The organism is Changchengzhania lutea (genome assembly GCF_006974145.1).
Lineage (GTDB): Bacteria > Bacteroidota > Bacteroidia > Flavobacteriales > Flavobacteriaceae > Changchengzhania > Changchengzhania lutea.
Map to the genome: position 1 here is coordinate 1,264,952 of NZ_CP039456.1, position 16,932 is coordinate 1,281,883.

The window sequence follows — 16,932 nt, forward strand, 5'->3', positions numbered from 1 at the left end:
TTATTAGTTATCTTTGCACAGCTTAAACAAATGGACAGCTATCTGATAGGCGAATTTAAGTATTTTAAGTTCTATATCATAAGGTTGATTCGTTTTATAAACAGAAAAAAACAAAATTGAATATGAGTACAAAAACCGTTGCTTACGTACCCTATAAAGTAAAAGACTTGTCGCTTGCTGCTTGGGGAAGAAAAGAAATTGAATTAGCCGAGGCTGAAATGCCAGGACTTATGAGTCTGCGCGAAGAATATAAAAACTCCCAACCCTTAAAAGGTGCTAGAATTGCTGGATGTTTGCACATGACCATTCAAACAGCGGTTCTTATTGAAACCTTGCAATCTTTAGGTGCTGAAGTCACTTGGAGCTCATGTAACATTTTCTCTACACAAGATCAAGCCGCTGCTGCCATTGCTGCTGCAGGCACTCCAGTATATGCTTGGAAAGACATGACTGAAGAAGAGTTTGAATGGTGCATTGAACAAACCTTATTTTTTGGCGAAGACAGACAACCATTAAACATGATTCTTGATGATGGTGGCGATTTAACCAATATGGTTTTAGACAAGTATCCTGAATTGGCTGCAGGGATTAATGGCCTATCTGAAGAAACTACAACAGGCGTGCATAGACTTTATGAGCGTGTTAAGAACGGGACATTGCCAATGCCTGCAATCAACGTTAATGATAGTGTTACCAAAAGTAAATTTGATAATAAATACGGATGTAAAGAAAGTGCCGTAGACGCTATTCGTCGTGCAACAGATCTTATGCTTGCTGGAAAACGCGTTGTGGTATGTGGTTATGGAGATGTTGGAAAAGGTACAGCTGCGTCCTTTAAAGGTGCAGGAAGTATTGTAACCGTGACTGAAATAGATCCTATTTGTGCATTGCAAGCTGCTATGGACGGTTTTGAAGTTAAAAAACTGGAAACCGTTGCGCCTAACGCAGATATTATTATTACTACAACAGGTAATAAAGATATTGTGCAAGCAAGACATTTTGAAGCTGTAAAAGACAAAACCATTATTTGTAATATCGGGCATTTTGACAATGAAATCGATATGGCTTGGTTGAATGACAATCATGGTCATACTAAAGATACCATCAAACCACAAGTAGATAAATACACTGTTGATGGTAAAGATATTATTGTACTGGCCGAAGGGCGATTAGTAAACTTAGGCTGTGCTACTGGACACCCAAGTTTTGTAATGAGCAACTCATTTACAAACCAAACCTTGGCCCAAATAGAATTGTGGACCAACAAAGACGCCTACGAGAATGACGTGTATATGTTACCTAAACATTTAGATGAAAAAGTAGCAAAACTGCATTTAGCAAAAATTGGTGTTGAACTTACAGAACTTCGTAAAGAGCAAGCCGATTATATTGGTGTGAAACAAGAAGGCCCCTACAAACCTGAGTACTACAGATATTAATTATCCGTCATGCTGTCCCGATAGTTATCGGGATTGTTTCAGTATCACATACATATTTAAATCCCAAGCGACCATGTTTGGGATTTTTTATTTACCGCCATTGTGAGATGCCCAGACAAAGAGATCTCATTAATAGAACCGAAGTCATACCCTAAATCTATGTTTTGGGTTTTTTGTTTACCGTCATTGCGAGGACGCAGGACGTGGCAATCTGTTCATCCAGTAACTGTTTTTCATTCAGTTTCAATTAAAAAGATGGCTTCGTGCCTCGCCATGACGAAGCTTAACGGTAGCGGCGATTTCTTGTTTACCTTCATTTTGGGAAGCCCAACGAAGCAATCTCTTTAATAGAACCGAAGTCATAATCTAAATCTATGTTTGGGCTTTTATGTCATCGTCATTGCGAGGAGGTCACGCTGTGACAATCTCATTAATAGCACCTAAACCCTTCCAGACCTGTTTGGCTTTTACTCAACGCCATTTTAAAATCCCTTAGATTATTTGTATTTTTAAACGGCCATGTCTTATAAAGAACCCAAAATAAAAGTACCCCGGTTTAACGAAGCCTCAGGTTTTTACACCACAAAAAAGCGCTCAAAAATCATGAGCAAAATTAGGGGTAAGAACACAAAACCAGAACTGCTTTTTCGTAGGGCCTTATGGAAACATAATGTACGCTATCGTGTCAACAACAAATTGATACCAGGAAAACCAGATGTTTCTATCCAAAAATATAAGCTTGCCATTTTCATTGATGGTGAATTTTGGCATGGTTATAATTGGGAAGAACGAAAAACCAAACTTAAATCCAATCGGGATTTCTGGATTCCTAAAATTAAGCGAAACATGCAACGGGACAGAGAGGTGAATTTAGAATTGACCCATTTGGGCTACACGGTCTTTCGGTTTTGGGCAACCGAAATTAACAATGATTTAAACCGTTGCATCAATGATGTTTTGGTTTTTATTGCTACTGGAGAAAATAATTGAATAATTTTAGGCAATTTGTTTTGGTGAAAAAAGTCGAAACAAATGCGCTTTCTACTCCATTTTAAAATACGCATGCAGCTCTTCCTCAATAGCAGCTTGCAAAGCACCAATATTAGCATCTTCCTTTACAAAAACAGTCAGGTGTTCATCGGCTCTATTTCGTTCTACACTTTCTCTAATTTCAATAAAATCAATGGCATCATCAAAGCCTTCCAAATGTTTCTTTATGGGTTTATCCAAGGTCTCATCACTTAAAAAAACCTTAATGGTTTGGGCGCTTGGGGAGTTTCTAATTTCAGATCTAAAGGGTTGCATTGCCAATTCATTTTAAGTTAAAGCATATGATTGCTCATACAATTCCTTAAAGTTAAGAATTTAATTAATACCTTTTGTAAATAAATTTTACAATGAGCAGGAAGCAGGTAATAATTCAGGGCAAACTCACACTTTTTTCAGCCATTTTGTTTACTTAAAAACACACTTAATTATCTGATATTTAGTTAGATAGCTGTTGTTTTTCATTTTAAATTATTGTATATTATACTGATAATCAATAATTTAAGTGTTTTAAAAACAATGAACAAATTCAAGTCTATATTCAGTAAGATAAACGATCCTAGAAGCGATATAAACAAGCTTCATAACTTAGAAGACATCCTTCTTATTGGTATAATTAGTGTGATTTGTGCGGCAGATTCATGGAAAGATATGGAAACTTATGCCAAAGCAAAAGTAGATTTTTTGCGTTCATTTCTTGATTTGCCAAATGGTACGCCCTCTGATGACACCTTTAACCGAGTGTTCTCTTCCATTGATTCAGAACAATTTGAAACCTGTTTTATAGATTGGGTCTCTAATTTGATTGATATAACGGCTGGCGAGGTTATTCCCATTGATGGTAAAACCTTGAGAGGTGCTAAATCTAATGGTAAGAAATCCCCTTTTCACATGGTAAGTGCTTGGGCAAGCAAAAACAATATGGTTTTAGGACAGGTCAAGGTTTCTGAAAAATCCAATGAAATTACGGCCATACCAAAACTACTGGAACTAATTACTGTAAAAGGATGTGTAGTTACCATTGATGCCATGGGCTGTCAAAAGGCTATTGCAGAAACTATTATTAAACAAGAAGCAGATTACATCTTAGCTGTAAAAGAAAACCAAAAGCAATTGCATCAAGATATTCTAGACGAATTTCGCTTTGGCAAGACTATAGATAGCCATACCGATGAAGATCTGGGACACGGCAGGATAGAAACACGAAAATGTAGTGTTATCAATGACTTTAAATTTATTGAAGACCAAGATAAATGGACAGGGCTGGAAAGTATAGTAAAAGTAGAAAGTATTAGAGAATTTAAAAACTCCGACAAGCCAACAGAAACAGCTACAAGATATTATATATCAAGTGTGAAAACAGATGCAAAAGCACTACAGAAAATGATACGCTTACATTGGGGAATTGAAAACAAACTACATTGGGTACTCGATGTGGCTTTCTCTGAAGACGCCTCAAGAAAAAGAGCTGGTAATGCTGCCCAAAATTTCTCTATACTAAGCAAAATTGCACTAAACTTGCTAAGAAAAGATAAACAAACCAAGCAAGGACTAAAAGGAAAAAGGCTAAAAGCGGCTTACGATAACAACTATCTTATTAAGATCTTAGGAATAAAAGTGTGAGTTTGCCCTGGTAATAATTTTAAATAACTTATTGACTCAAATAGAGTAAAGTATTCCTTAAATAAAAAAATGACCTTACATTTTTAGAAATATATACGAATCACCATTTAAAAATTGTACGTGGTATTCTAAAATATTGATACTCAAAACCAAACGAAAACATTAAAATAAAATTTAAAATTATTTGTATTTCATGCTTTAAAAATACAGTCGCATTACTTTTTCAAGTAACTTTAAAGCTATGAAATAAGCCATAATAACTATTTTATTACCTACTGAAATGAGGGTTGGCCAAAGATACCTACATACCAACAGAAAGGTCTAAACCATAGAAAATAAAAATAAACAGATGAAAACGCTCCAAGTAAATTTGATAGAAAAATCAAAAAAAAATTATAGAGTTTCCCGACCTACACAAACCGGGTTTTCTAGTCCTGCAACACATTATAATGAACCAAGGGTGGATTTAAATGACGTGTTAATTGAAAATGCATCTGCCACCTTTTATGTAAGAGCAGTTGATGATAGTTTCAATGCGTTTGATATTTATAAGAATGATGTGTTGATTATTGACAAGTCCCTAACTCCAAAACACAATCAATTGGTTATTGCTATTCGAGATGATGCCTTCAAGATAATTAGAATTGTTGCAGAAGCCACTACTGAACTTCAAATTTGGGGTGTTATTACATACATTATAAAATCGGTTAAATAGTATGATTGCGTTGGTAGATTGCAATAGTTTTTACGCCTCTTGCGAACAGGTCTTTAGACCCGATTTGCAACATAAGCCCGTAGTGGTGTTAAGCAATAACGATGGGTGCATTATCGCCGCCAATAAAGAAGCAAAGACCTTAACGGAAATTCCCATGTTTCAACCAGTATTCAAAATAAAAAAAATATTGGATTTGCATAACGTGGTTTGTTTTTCTTCAAATTATACACTTTACAGCGATATGTCCCGTAGGGTTATGGATACGTTAAAAACATTTTCCCCTTTAGTGGAAGAATACAGTATTGATGAAAGCTTTGTGGATTTATCCTTTTACCATCCAGAAGAATTGGTCGAGATAGCCCACAAAATAAAAGATATCATTTACAAAAATACCGGCATTCCTGTTGGCGTGGGTATTGCAAAAACAAAATCCTTAGCAAAATTAGCCAATAAATTTGCAAAGAAAATTCCTGAGAACGATAATGTGTTTGTCATAGATTCCGATGAAAAAAGAAACTATCTACTCCAAAGTCTAAAAGTAAAAGACATTTGGGGCGTGGGCAGAAAACATGCCATTCGTTTAAACAATAAAAATATTACTACCGCTTTGGAATTCGCAAACTTACCAGTAGCGTGGATTAGAAAAGAGATGACGGTGATTGGCGAACGCTTATGGAGGGAATTGAATAATATGTCCTGTTTGGAAATGCTAAGCGTCCCTCATGCCAAAAAAGGTATTGGTACGGCAAAATCCTTCGGGAAAAAATTAACCGATTACCATTTAATTGCTGAAAGTTGTAGCTATTACGTCGCCGAAGTAGCCGATTTATTACGACAACAACAAAGTGCCGCCTCCCAAATAGAAGTATTTTTAACCACCAATTATCATAGCGATACCGATAAGCAATACCAGAATAAAATCATCATCGCATTGGATAGCCCCACAAATAGTACCATCGTATTAACCCAAAAAGCCTTGATGGGACTTAAGAAAATATTTAAATCTGGTTATCGTTACAAAAAGGTGGGCATAAACTTATCCCAGTTAGTCCCCGAAAACCAAATACAGATGAATTTGTTTACGCCATATCACAAAAGCGAAAGTAAAGAACTCACCCAGGTTATGGACGCCATAAACAGTAAATATGGAAAAAACAAGGTGAAATTAGCTACTGTTGGTAACCGTGAAAACGAATGGGCACTTATTAAAGAACATCGAAGCCCCAGATATACCACACAATGGCACGAACTACTCACTATTGGAAAACCTTCACGCTCAGCTTGCTCTAAAGACACGATTAGTTCATAAAATTTCGCGTAAAAGGGCAAATTTAGTTCGATTAAGCTAATAATATAATCTTTTAAAATAAGTTACGAGAAGTGTCCTTATTAACTTTGTAAATTCGGAGATATAAAATTGAGCAAAAATAAGGACATAGACAAACAACATGCATTTTTTAAAAAAAACCGAGCCTTAAGGCGATTGGGCAGGGTGATATTGGGCATACTCATCTTTTTTGTGCTTATCGTTTTGTTTATTCGTAGTCCATGGGGACAAGATATTATTAAAGAGCGTTTGGTTTCTTATATTTCTGATAAAACCCATACCGAAGTATCTATAGACAGACTTTTTTTAACCTTTGACGGCGATATACAATTAGACGGACTTTATCTGGAAGACAAACAGGGTGATACACTTATTTACTCCAAAACTTTAGAAGCCAATATTGCACTTTGGGAAATTATCCGAGGCCGTGGCATGGGCGTAGACGCATTGGACTGGGAAGGGGTTAGGGCAAATATTACTAGAAAAGATACCATTACCGGCTATAATTTTGAATTTTTAATGGATGCTTTGTCGGCATCAAACCCTTCAACTCCAATAGATACTACCGCAACTCCTATGCATATTGTTATAGGCGACCTGCGCTTAAACGATTTTAAGGTGGTTTATAATGATGCAGTTGTAGGTATTGATAGCTATTATGTATTCGACGCTTTAAATGCTGACATGGAAATAACGGATATAGAAACCATGGAATTTGCCGCTTCTAATTTTGAATTGGAAAACGCCAATATAAAAATTGTTAAAAAACCCATAGCAGCTACCCAAGATGATAGTGTACCACTGCCTAAACTGTCTTCTGAAAAATTCTTCTTAAAAAACGTAAAATTCAATTATCAATCTTATGTAGACCGGATTGAATTTGATGCTAACTTTTCTGATTTATATGCTGAAATCCCTAATATCAATTTGGAAGAGAGCGTATTTGATATAAATCGGTTTGATCTAAAAAATTCCAAGATCATGCTCTATACCCAAACGGAAAATAATGTAGTTACCGAAAAAATAGAGGCGGTTGTAGCTGAAATTGATAAGGACATTCAAAATTTTAATTGGCCCGAATACAGATTCTCATTAACCAATTATAATCTGGAAAACAATCGTTTTGGCTATTTTGTAGGAAATCAACAAGCCAGCAAAAATACGTTTAGCCCAAATGCGATTTTGCTCAATCACATCCATTTAAAGGGAGCATCCATATACATTAAAGAGCAACAGGCAGGCATAGATTTAGAAAGTGCTTCACTTGATGACATCTCAGGTTATAAACTAGAAGCCTTGTCATTATCTGCGAAAATTACAGATAATACTTTAGATGTTAAAAATCTTCATGTGGTATTAAACCAGAATAAGATCCAGGGCGACTTAAAGATGGCTTACCCATCGTTCTCCGCTCTCATAGACGCACCAGAGAAATCTAAAATAGATCTAAATCTCCCTGATTTTCAACTCTATCTCAATGATATATTAAAACTTCAGCCACATTTAAAAACAAATCCATATTTGAAAATACTTGGGGAAAAACCACTTACCGGAAACATAAAAGCCTCGGGATATTTATCCGCAGTTCAATTGCCAATGTTTAATGTGTTTTGGGGAAATACTACACACATTTCAGCAAATGGGACAATAAATTATTTAACCCAACCCGATAAACTTCAGTTTAATATTCCCAATTTTAAAGCAAACACAAAACGTCAAGATCTTGTCCGGTTTATTGATGAAAAATCACTTTCCGTTAATCTTCCCCAAGATATAGAACTTACAGGAAACTCTAAGGGAAGCTTAAATGCATTTAAAATATGCACCAAACTCCAAACCAACCAAGGTATTGCAAGAATTGATGGGCAATTTAAAAATGAGACCACTATGGCGTTCAATGCCGATATTTCAATAGAAGATTATCAAATGGGTAACCTGTTGCAAAATTCAAATTTAGGAAACCTAACCCTTACTATGTCTGCGAAAGGACAGGGCAATAACATTAATGTTTTAAATTCTGATTTTGAAGCTACCGTTGAAAGTTTCCAGCTCAATAATTACGCTATCCAAAAATTAAAAATAAGCGGTCAAACTAAAAATGGTGTTGGTACCCTCGAATCAAAATATAAAGATGATAATTTAAATTTAGATTTAACCGCTGGTGTAGTTCTAGATTCCATAGCGCCAGAAATCACTATGGAACTGGATGTTATTGGAGCCGATTTACAAGCGCTAGGTTTTATGAACCGAAACGTACGAACCGGTTTAAAATTATACGCAAATTTTAAAGGTGATCTAACAGACTATGATGTTGCTGCCATTGTTGAAGACGGCGTAGTTGTTTACGATAATAAAACCTATCTCCTAGGTGGATTGGATGCCTTAGCACACGTGAGAAAAGACACCACATCTGTAGCATTAAGAAATAAAGTGCTGGACATTAATTTAAAATCCAATACAGATCCCGTAACATTCAGTAAAGCTTTACGGCGCCATGTAGCAAGTTATTTTTACAGAGATGCCGTTATACCAGACACCATAGCAAATCCTGTTAGTTTACAATTAAGAGGGAAAATTGCACAAGCCCCTATTTTAACAGATGTATTTCTGGTTAATATTAAAGATTTGGATACTGTTGATATTGCTTTAGATTTTAACGAAATTAAAAGGGAACTAACAGCAAACATTACAGCGCCACATATTAATTATAACGATTACGAAATTGACAGTTTAGCTTTTAGTATGGATACCGATGTCGATAAATTCAATTTTAATCTCGGGTTTGGGCATATTAATGCAGGCCCCATTTCCTTACCACCCTCCATTATAAAAGGAAAACAGATTAACAATGAGTTGTCGCTAAACTTTTTGGCCTATTACCAAGAGGAAAATATGATGAATATTGAAGCAAAAATTACAGGTAATCGGGAACGTTTGCGATTTCATGTATTACCCGAAATACTTCTTTTGAATAAAGAAAAATGGATTATTCCTAATGATAATGAAATCATCCTTACAGATAAAAATCTTGCATTCCATCACTTTAGAATTAATAAAAACAACCAGTCCATTGAAATTATAGATAAATCGCCAAATATTTCTAAAAAACATATTGCCGTTAATTACAATGATTTTAAAATCAATGAAGTCTTAAATTATTTAAATCCCGAAGAAAAACTTGCAAAAGGTATTTTAAATGGAAAATTTGTACTTCAAGAACCCTTTGGCGATACTGGAATCATAGCAGATCTTTCGGTGTCGCAGTTTGAAGTTATGGATGTAAATATGGGAACGTTTACTATGGATGGAGGTTTTCGTGGTGGCGACACCTATGATTTAAATACTACACTAAAAGGCGGTGACATAGATATGGACGTTAACGGCAATTACATTGCAGATATTGACGGTGCCAAACTCAATTTAAATGTCGATATCAATGCATTCCAAATGAAAGCGCTAACCGGTTTTTCACAAGGCGCCATTACCGATGCACAAGGCGCTTTTACTGGCAATTTTAAAATTGAGGGCTCGCCTTTGGAACCTAAATACAAAGGTAATTTACAGTTTAAGGATGTCGATTTTAAAATCGCCATGCTCAATAGCGTGTTCACCTTAAAGGATGAACGTTTGGTGATCGATGAAAATCAACTTGAAATGGACAATTTTACCATTTTAGATGAAAACAATAACACCTTCGTTATGTCTGGCCATATTGGAACGGAAAGTTTCTTAAACCCAACCTTTGATTTGACTATAAATGCAGAAAATTTTAAACTCATAGATGCCACTAAAGAAGATAACGAGTTTGTATATGGCACGGCCATTTTTGATGTGCAGGCTACGGTTACGGGAGATCTTCAAATTCCAAAAATAGATATGAATCTCAATCTGGATTCTGATACGGATGTCACCTATGTTATGCCTTCTGCTACGGTAAATATTGAAGAGCGCGATGGTGTGGTCATTTTTGTAAATCGAGAAACCCCCGATGCCATTCTTACCCGAACCGAAGCGCAAACGGCCACGCTTAAGGGGTTCGATATCAATGCAGATTTAAGTGTTGGAAAGAATGCTGGTATTACCGTAGTTATAGATCAAGATACCGGAGATAATTTTAAAGTTCAGGGTGAGGGGGATTTAAATTTTACCATGAGCCCAAATGGCCGCATGAATTTAGTAGGGCTTTATGAAATTTCAGAGGGCCATTATGAAATGAACTTATACGGCTTGGTCAATAGACGGTTTGATATAGCCAAAGGCGGTCGCGTAAGATGGTTTGGAGACCCTTTTGATGCCGAACTTGATGTGAAGGCCATCTATGCAGTTGAAACTTCGGCTTCTTCATTAATGGCACCTACGTTTTCAAGTATTGATGCAAGTGCCAAGGGAAAATACAAACAGGTTTTACCGTTTTATGTGTATTTAAATATTGATGGTGAATTAATGGCTCCAAAAATATCCTTTAATTTAGATATGCCCGAAGATGAACATGGCGCTATTGGTGGCCAAGTATATGGACGTGTGCAACAAATCAATCAACAGGAAGACGAATTAAACAGGCAGGTGTTCTCATTATTGGTCCTCAACCGGTTCTACCCCAATGCGGGAAGTGATGGAAGCCAAGGCGGTTTCGCAACCATGGCCCGCGATAATCTAAATGATGCCTTAAGCGATCAACTCAATCTGTTTTCTGAAAAATTATTTGGTAACGCAGGTTTTGAAGTAGATTTTGGTTTGGACAGTTATACCGATTACCAAGCTGAAACGCCACAAGATAGAACCCAACTAGATATTGCAGCACAAAAAAAATTGCTTGATGACCGCTTGATCGTTAGGGTTGGCAGCGAGGTAGATTTACAAGGAAGCAGTCCAATAGACGAACCAACACCGCTTATTGGCAACGTGAGTTTAGAGTACTTAATTACCGAAAATGGCCGATACAGAATTAGAGGGTTTAGGAGAAATGAATTTGAAAATGTAATCGATGGACAAACCATTGTTACAGGAATTTCTTTAATATTTACGCAGGAATTTAATAAGTTCACCGAACTTTGGGATGCCATGTTTCAATCACAAACACAAAAAGAAAAACAAATAACGACGGAAAAAGAACAGGCAGAAAAAGCCTTAGGACAAAAGGAGAAAGATGTAAATGAAAGCATGGAAAAAAAGAAAGATTAACTTAATGAAATTAAACCTTGACAGATAAGCTTAAGCGTATCATGACAGTATCTATTTTAGGGATTATTTTTAATGCATGTAGTGTTAAAAAATATATTCCCGAAGACGAACGCTTATATACCGGTGCAGAAGTAACCATTGATAGTGACTCTATAATTAAAAATGAAAACTTATTAAAAGCGGAATTAGAATCCGTTTTGCGTCCAGAACCCAATGGCAAATTCCTTGGTATGTACTCTGGATTATATTTTTATTATAAAAACCTAAAAGAAAAACCTGGCTTTATAAATAGGTGGTTGTACAAAAAATTTGGGGAAGAACCTGTTTATCAAAGTGATGTTAAGCCTTATGAGGTTGAAGAGTTATTGCGTAACCGATTGGAAAATAGAGGCTTCTTTTACAGTCAAGCATCTTCAAGTTTTACTGAAAATGACAAAACAGCATCTGTAGATTATAAGGTTGTGGTGCCCACACCATACACCATGGCAACCTATACCTTAGATTCTTTACCATCACCAATATATCAAGATATCCATAACATAGTTAAAGATTCAAAATTAAGGGAAGGTATGCGTTTCGACCTTTCCAATTTGAAAATGGAGCGCGAACGCATTGATTTCAATCTTAAAAAACAAGGCTATTATAATTTTAATGAACGCTTTTTAATTTTTGAAGCAGATACCAACCAATACAGAACAAAACGTTTCGACCTTTTTCTAAAATTAAAAAAAGATGTTCCAGAAAAAGGAATTGTGCCTTACAAGCTTTCTAAAATAAGTGTTTTTCCCAATTACAACGTAGAGACCGATACTATTAGTGGCCCTATAAATCGTTTCAATGATAAAAATTATATTCAAGAGAACCTTTTTTTTAAACCTAAATACCTTGATCAATTTATAACTTTGGAAGAGGGACAGTATTACGATTCACAAAAATCTAAAAATACAGCCAGACGATTAGCTACCATAGGTGCCTATAAATTTGTTAATATTCAATACCAAGAAAAAGATTCATTGTTAACAGATAGTTTAGGTATGCTTGAAGCCAATATTTATTTATCCCCTTTAAACAAAAGAGCTATTCGGGCCGAATTACAGGCAGTCACAAAATCCAATAATTTTGCAGGTCCTGCAGTAGCCTTAACGTTTAGTAACAGAAATTTATTTAAAGGCGGGGAAACACTAAACATAAGCACTAAATTTGGGTATGAATCGCAAATTGGAGGCAAAAAAAATTCGGGATTAAGCAGTATTGAATTGGGTTTAAAAGGCGAATTGATTTTTCCAAGAATGCTCATCCCTTTTAAAATTAAAAATGAATTTTTTAAATATGCCATTCCTAAAACGAAAATGTCTTTAAGTGCGGATTATTTAAGCAGAACTAAGCTGTACACTTTGCTCTCTGGGACAGGGCTTTTCGGTTACCTTTGGGATGCTAATAAATTTATTACCCATCAAATTAACCCAATTTCCATAAACTATACAAGGCTTTCTAAAACTACGGAAGAATTTGACCAAATTTTAGATGACAATCCCTTTTTAAAAAGAAGTTTTGAACAACAATTTATATCTGGACTTACCTATGCTTTTACCTATAATGGTATGGTAGAAACAAATAAAAAACACCAAATTTATTTTGAAACTACTATAGATGTGGCTGGTAATTCCTTAAGTTTATTTTCAAAAGAAGAAAATCCTGGAGACCCAAAAACTATTTTTGGCCTGGAATATGCACAATATGCAAAAGCTGATATTGATATTCATTATCATTATAATTTTGGAAAGCAACATATTTTAGCCACTAGATTATTTGCCGGTTATGGTTTGCCCTATGGTAATTCTGACGTTATTCCATTTGTAAAACAATATTTCTCTGGAGGCCCATATAGCGTTAGATCCTTTAGAATTAGATCTCTAGGTCCGGGCACATATAATGGTGATTTTAATAATGGTAATTTTTTCGATCAAACTGGAAATATTCGTTTAGAAGCCAATGTAGAATATAGATTTCCTTTAATTAATTACTTAAATGGCGCCCTCTTTATGGATGCCGGAAACGTGTGGAATTCCAAAGAAAATCCATCACTCCCTGGTGGTAAGTTTTCAGGAGATTTTCTTAGCGAGTTAGGCATGGGAGTCGGTTTTGGTATGCGGGTAGATGTGCAAGGTTTTATAATACGTTTAGATTTAGCAGCACCTTTTCACGATCCCGGATTACCAAAAGGAGAACGATTTAATTTTGATTTGGATGCTCCTATATTGAATTTTGCAATTGGCTATCCGTTTTAATAAAAAACAAAAAACCCTTTCTGAATTTCAGAAAAGGTTTTTTTTAATAATTTAGAAAGTTGTTTTGCTAAACCTCAAAAGGCTCAATAGAAACATAAGACTTGTTGTCTTTTTTCTTTGTAAATTTTACAAGACCATCTACATATGCGTGTAATGTATGATCTTTTGAAGAATATACATTTTCACCTGGGTGATGTGTATTCCCTCTTTGTCTTACGATAATGTTTCCAGCTATAGCAGCTTGTCCACCAAAAATCTTAACACCTAAACGTTTTGATTCTGATTCTCTACCATTCTTAGAACTACCTACTCCTTTTTTATGAGCCATTGTCTTAAGTTTTTATATTGTTCGCCAAGTTGGCCAACAGGTTAATGATTTTATTATTTGCTTTTCAACAAGGCTTTAGCTTGTTTAACCCACTCTTCAGTTTCAATCTTCTCGCGAGTAACACCATCAATTCCAGAAAGCTCGTCTCTATCGGCGGCTTTCAATTTGCTGATTTGCTCGTAAGTATAGATACCTACTTTGTTAAGTCTTTTTTCATAAGCTGGACCAATACCGTTGATTTCTTTTAAATCATCAGCTTCGGCTTTAGTAGCTGTTCCAATACTGTGAAGCACTTTATCGATGTTCATTTCGATATTTGCATCATCAGCTCTGTTTTCGGCACGAGTTACTAAATTGTCACTTACTTCAACTTCTTTTTTCACTGCTTTCTTTGCTTCAGCTTTAGGAGCTTCTACTTTTTTAGTTTCTTCTTTTACTGGAGTCGCTTTTTCAGCCTTAGCTGGTTTTGACTTCTTAGATCCAGAAGCAGCAATACTTTCAATTACAATTTCAGTTAAAGATTGACGGTGACCATTTTTAACACGGTAACCTTTACGTCTTTTCTTTTTGAAAACTATAACTTTATCACCTTTAAGGTGCTTTAAGACTTTTGCTCCTACAAGAGCTCCGTCTATAGCTGGGGCGCCTAAAGTAATATTGTCACCATCACCAACTAAAAGAACTTTATCGAAATCAACTTTCTTACCTTCTTCTGTTTGTAAACGGTTAACAAAAACTCTTTGGTCTTTTACAACTTTGAATTGTTGCCCTGCTATCTCTACAATTGCGTACATAGCGTAACGTTTTATTTATTTAATTTTGTTCAAAAATGAGTGCAAATATACTCCTAATTAATTAAACTACAAACGTTTTATTCATTTTGAGGCATATTTCTACTCTTTTTGAAAAGTTGCATCACCGTAAGGGTGGCAACCACCGTAGTTGCTAATCCCATGATGGCTACTATAAAGGTTATCATGCCTATATCTGTATTAAAAGTACCATGCATATTCTGAAGAAGTTGTGGCAAAAAACCTGCATTAATTTCTGTGGCATAGAACAAAAAGAAAATGGTAAATACAAAGGTGGCAATGGTACCCGTTATTACACCATCTCTAAACCCTTCCGCGTAACCAAAGGTTTCTGGGTTTTGCAACTTATTTAATCGTATGGCTTCATAAATACCAAATGCGGTAATTACAGCATTGAAAAAACTAAAAACAGGATTTATGTGCTTATCGAACAGTGCCAAAACCAAAAAATAGGCTATTAAAACAATGCCCGTAACGAGTCCGAACCTAATAGGTAGTGATAATTTATTCATAAGTACAATGCGTTAGATGCACTTAAATTTCGTGAAAAATTATGTATTAAAATAATTTATAGTTCATTTTTACATGTTTACGATTTTCCTTTAGACCATTTTTGGTTTTGTTTTATGCGCTAAATACACCCCTATTAAAATGATAATACTAGCAACACCCTGCAACCAATGAAAATCCTCACCGTCTAAAAAACCCCAGGTCAATGCTACAATAGGCATAATGAATGTCACTGAAGACGCAAAAACAGGTGTGGCCATTTGCACGAGTTTATTAAAGAGAATTTTTGCCATAGCTGTCCCAAAGAATGACAAGATGGTAATATAGACCATGGCCATTTTAAATTCCGGGTTTTCAAATGTGGCTTTCGTAAAAAAATCTGAAAAAAGCAATACTATAACTGCTGGGATTATAATAGCGACATAATTGGCTGTAGCAATAGCCAAAGGCTTCACATGTTGTAAATAGCGTTTTATGATATTCACATTTAAGGCATACATGATAGTTGATAAAATTACAAACCCCGCATATAGGTAGTTTTGATTCGGATTTAAATCAGCCCCCTTAAATATTAAAATAGAAGTTCCAATAAAGCCAATGATGACACCAATAACCTGGCGCTTTGTTGAGGCTATTTTAAACACGGCAGCACCCAATAGAATGGTATTTAGCGGGACCAAAGAATTTAAAATAGAGACTACGGCACTGTCAATTTCTGTTTCTGCTATCGCGAAAAAGAATCCTGGAAGAAAGGAGCCTAAAAATCCGGAAATGATAAGCCATTTCCATGCTTTCACCTGTATGGTCTTTAAACTTTTAAGCCCTATTGAGAATAAAAACAGGCCAGTGATAATCGTTCTTAAAGCCCCAATCTGAATTGGGCTTAAGCCTAAAAGTGACTTCTTAATTAATATAAATGAACTTCCCCATATAATCGACAATGTAAAAAGATACATCCATTTTGAATTCAGGCTATTTATATTAATAATTCTATGCATCATAAAGTTTCTGTTTTCGCTACAATAAACGCTAACATTTTGTAATTTTGAGTATAATTTAATACTTAAAAAGAATGAAGACATTAAAAAACATTATAGCCATAGTTATTGTGACTGTTTTTGTAATGAACTGTAAAAATGAAGTTCAACCAGAAGTAAAAACTATAGCCGTTGAAGCGGATGTTGCTGCTGAAAACAAATTAGACCCTAACGCCAAATACGCCAAGGCCGAATTTACCATTGAAGGTATGACTTGTGCCGTAGGTTGCGCAAAAACCATTGAGAAAAAAATGTCTCAAATGGATGGTGTGAAATCTGCCACCGTTGATTTTGATAAAAAATTAGCTATGGTAGAATATGATGAAGCCAAGGTTAATCCTGTACTATTAGAAGAAACCGTAACTAAGGTTGCTGATATCTATAAAGTAACGGATATGAAAACGGTTGCTGATTTTTCAACTGCAAAATCATGCGATAAAAGGTGCTGTGCTGGCAAAACCGACGCTGAAAAAGCAGCTTGTAAAGAAGCGTGTTGTGCCGATAAAACATCTATGGATAACAAAACAGCCTGTGCGGCAGATTGTAAAAAAGCATGTTGCGCTAAGAAAGAAACGGCATAAACCTTATATTTATGTACTAGTAAAAAAAGGGGTTTTAATTAAAT

At 35.4% G+C, this 16,932-nt stretch carries 13 protein-coding genes; 8 read left to right on the top strand and 5 right to left on the bottom strand.

The window, feature by feature from the left end:
* The first annotated feature begins 122 nt into the window (after positions 1-122).
* Both ahcY and FAF07_RS06005 read left to right on the top strand, forming a co-directional pair.
* The gene (ahcY, locus tag FAF07_RS06000; protein WP_142784251.1) at positions 123-1,439 is read left to right on the top strand and encodes an adenosylhomocysteinase; all 1,317 of its coding nucleotides are present in this window, start codon (positions 123-125) and stop codon (positions 1,437-1,439) included.
* A 519-nt stretch (positions 1,440-1,958) separates the two neighbouring features.
* Positions 1,959-2,429, top strand: a complete 471-nt coding sequence (locus FAF07_RS06005) for a very short patch repair endonuclease (protein ID WP_142784252.1) — start codon at positions 1,959-1,961, stop codon at positions 2,427-2,429.
* Between the two features lie 51 nt (positions 2,430-2,480).
* Here the strand turns inward: FAF07_RS06005 and FAF07_RS06010 are convergent, their stop codons facing one another.
* Positions 2,481-2,744: a hypothetical protein gene (locus FAF07_RS06010; protein ID WP_142784253.1), complete on the bottom strand. Its 264-nt coding sequence runs from the start codon at positions 2,742-2,744 to the stop codon at positions 2,481-2,483.
* 261 nt (positions 2,745-3,005) lie between these two features.
* Between FAF07_RS06010 and FAF07_RS06015 the strand changes: the two genes are divergently transcribed.
* The 5 genes from FAF07_RS06015 (at position 3,006) to tamL (ending at position 13,620) form a co-directional block, all read left to right on the top strand.
* On the top strand, positions 3,006-4,109 hold the full coding sequence (locus FAF07_RS06015) for an ISAs1 family transposase (protein WP_142784254.1): 1,104 nt from the start codon (positions 3,006-3,008) through the stop codon (positions 4,107-4,109).
* Between the two features lie 349 nt (positions 4,110-4,458).
* Positions 4,459-4,824: a S24 family peptidase gene (locus FAF07_RS06020; RefSeq protein ID WP_142784255.1), complete on the top strand. Its 366-nt coding sequence runs from the start codon at positions 4,459-4,461 to the stop codon at positions 4,822-4,824.
* Between the two features lies 1 nt (position 4,825).
* On the top strand, positions 4,826-6,133 hold the full coding sequence (locus FAF07_RS06025) for a Y-family DNA polymerase (RefSeq protein WP_142784256.1): 1,308 nt from the start codon (positions 4,826-4,828) through the stop codon (positions 6,131-6,133).
* Positions 6,134-6,241: 108 nt separating this feature from the next.
* A complete protein-coding gene (locus FAF07_RS06030; RefSeq protein WP_246067783.1) occupies positions 6,242-11,332 on the top strand; it encodes a translocation/assembly module TamB domain-containing protein in 5,091 nt (1,696 codons plus the stop codon).
* Between the two features lie 41 nt (positions 11,333-11,373).
* Complete coding sequence (tamL, locus tag FAF07_RS06035; RefSeq protein WP_142786548.1) at positions 11,374-13,620, top strand: translocation and assembly module lipoprotein TamL; 2,247 nt, start codon at positions 11,374-11,376, stop codon at positions 13,618-13,620.
* 67 nt (positions 13,621-13,687) lie between these two features.
* Here the strand turns inward: tamL and rpmA are convergent, their stop codons facing one another.
* The 4 genes from rpmA to FAF07_RS06055 all read right to left on the bottom strand — a co-directional run bounded on the left by rpmA (position 13,688) and on the right by FAF07_RS06055 (position 16,271).
* Positions 13,688-13,948 carry a 50S ribosomal protein L27 gene (gene rpmA, locus FAF07_RS06040; RefSeq protein ID WP_142784257.1) on the bottom strand — a complete coding sequence of 87 codons (261 nt, stop codon included), beginning with the start codon at positions 13,946-13,948 and terminating at the stop codon, positions 13,688-13,690.
* 53 nt (positions 13,949-14,001) lie between these two features.
* On the bottom strand, positions 14,002-14,742 hold the full coding sequence (gene rplU, locus FAF07_RS06045) for a 50S ribosomal protein L21 (protein WP_142784258.1): 741 nt from the start codon (positions 14,740-14,742) through the stop codon (positions 14,002-14,004).
* A gap of 77 nt (positions 14,743-14,819) precedes the next feature.
* Positions 14,820-15,272, bottom strand: a complete 453-nt coding sequence (locus FAF07_RS06050) for a DUF4199 family protein (protein ID WP_142784259.1) — start codon at positions 15,270-15,272, stop codon at positions 14,820-14,822.
* Positions 15,273-15,362: 90 nt separating this feature from the next.
* Positions 15,363-16,271: a DMT family transporter gene (locus FAF07_RS06055; RefSeq protein ID WP_246067784.1), complete on the bottom strand. Its 909-nt coding sequence runs from the start codon at positions 16,269-16,271 to the stop codon at positions 15,363-15,365.
* Between the two features lie 71 nt (positions 16,272-16,342).
* On the opposite strand from FAF07_RS06055, the gene FAF07_RS06060 reads away from it, so the two are divergent.
* Positions 16,343-16,888 (top strand): heavy-metal-associated domain-containing protein, encoded by a 546-nt coding sequence (locus FAF07_RS06060; protein WP_142784260.1) that lies wholly within the window; start codon positions 16,343-16,345, stop codon positions 16,886-16,888.
* The last annotated feature ends 44 nt before the right edge of the window (positions 16,889-16,932 follow it).

Excerpts from the sequence above, each read along its gene's own strand:
- ahcY (WP_142784251.1), top strand. The coding sequence starts at position 123 with ATGAGTACAAAAACCGTTGCTTACGTACCCTATAAAGTAAAAGACTTG.
- FAF07_RS06005 (WP_142784252.1), top strand. The coding sequence starts at position 1,959 with ATGTCTTATAAAGAACCCAAAATAAAAGTACCCCGGTTTAACGAAGCC.
- FAF07_RS06010 (WP_142784253.1), bottom strand. The coding sequence starts at position 2,744 with ATGCAACCCTTTAGATCTGAAATTAGAAACTCCCCAAGCGCCCAAACC.
- FAF07_RS06015 (WP_142784254.1), top strand. The coding sequence starts at position 3,006 with ATGAACAAATTCAAGTCTATATTCAGTAAGATAAACGATCCTAGAAGC.
- FAF07_RS06020 (WP_142784255.1), top strand. The coding sequence starts at position 4,459 with ATGAAAACGCTCCAAGTAAATTTGATAGAAAAATCAAAAAAAAATTAT.
- FAF07_RS06025 (WP_142784256.1), top strand. The coding sequence starts at position 4,826 with ATGATTGCGTTGGTAGATTGCAATAGTTTTTACGCCTCTTGCGAACAG.
- tamL (WP_142786548.1), top strand. The coding sequence starts at position 11,374 with ATGACAGTATCTATTTTAGGGATTATTTTTAATGCATGTAGTGTTAAA.
- rpmA (WP_142784257.1), bottom strand. The coding sequence starts at position 13,948 with ATGGCTCATAAAAAAGGAGTAGGTAGTTCTAAGAATGGTAGAGAATCA.
- rplU (WP_142784258.1), bottom strand. The coding sequence starts at position 14,742 with ATGTACGCAATTGTAGAGATAGCAGGGCAACAATTCAAAGTTGTAAAA.
- FAF07_RS06050 (WP_142784259.1), bottom strand. The coding sequence starts at position 15,272 with ATGAATAAATTATCACTACCTATTAGGTTCGGACTCGTTACGGGCATT.
- FAF07_RS06055 (WP_246067784.1), bottom strand. The coding sequence starts at position 16,271 with ATGATGCATAGAATTATTAATATAAATAGCCTGAATTCAAAATGGATG.
- FAF07_RS06060 (WP_142784260.1), top strand. The coding sequence starts at position 16,343 with ATGAAGACATTAAAAAACATTATAGCCATAGTTATTGTGACTGTTTTT.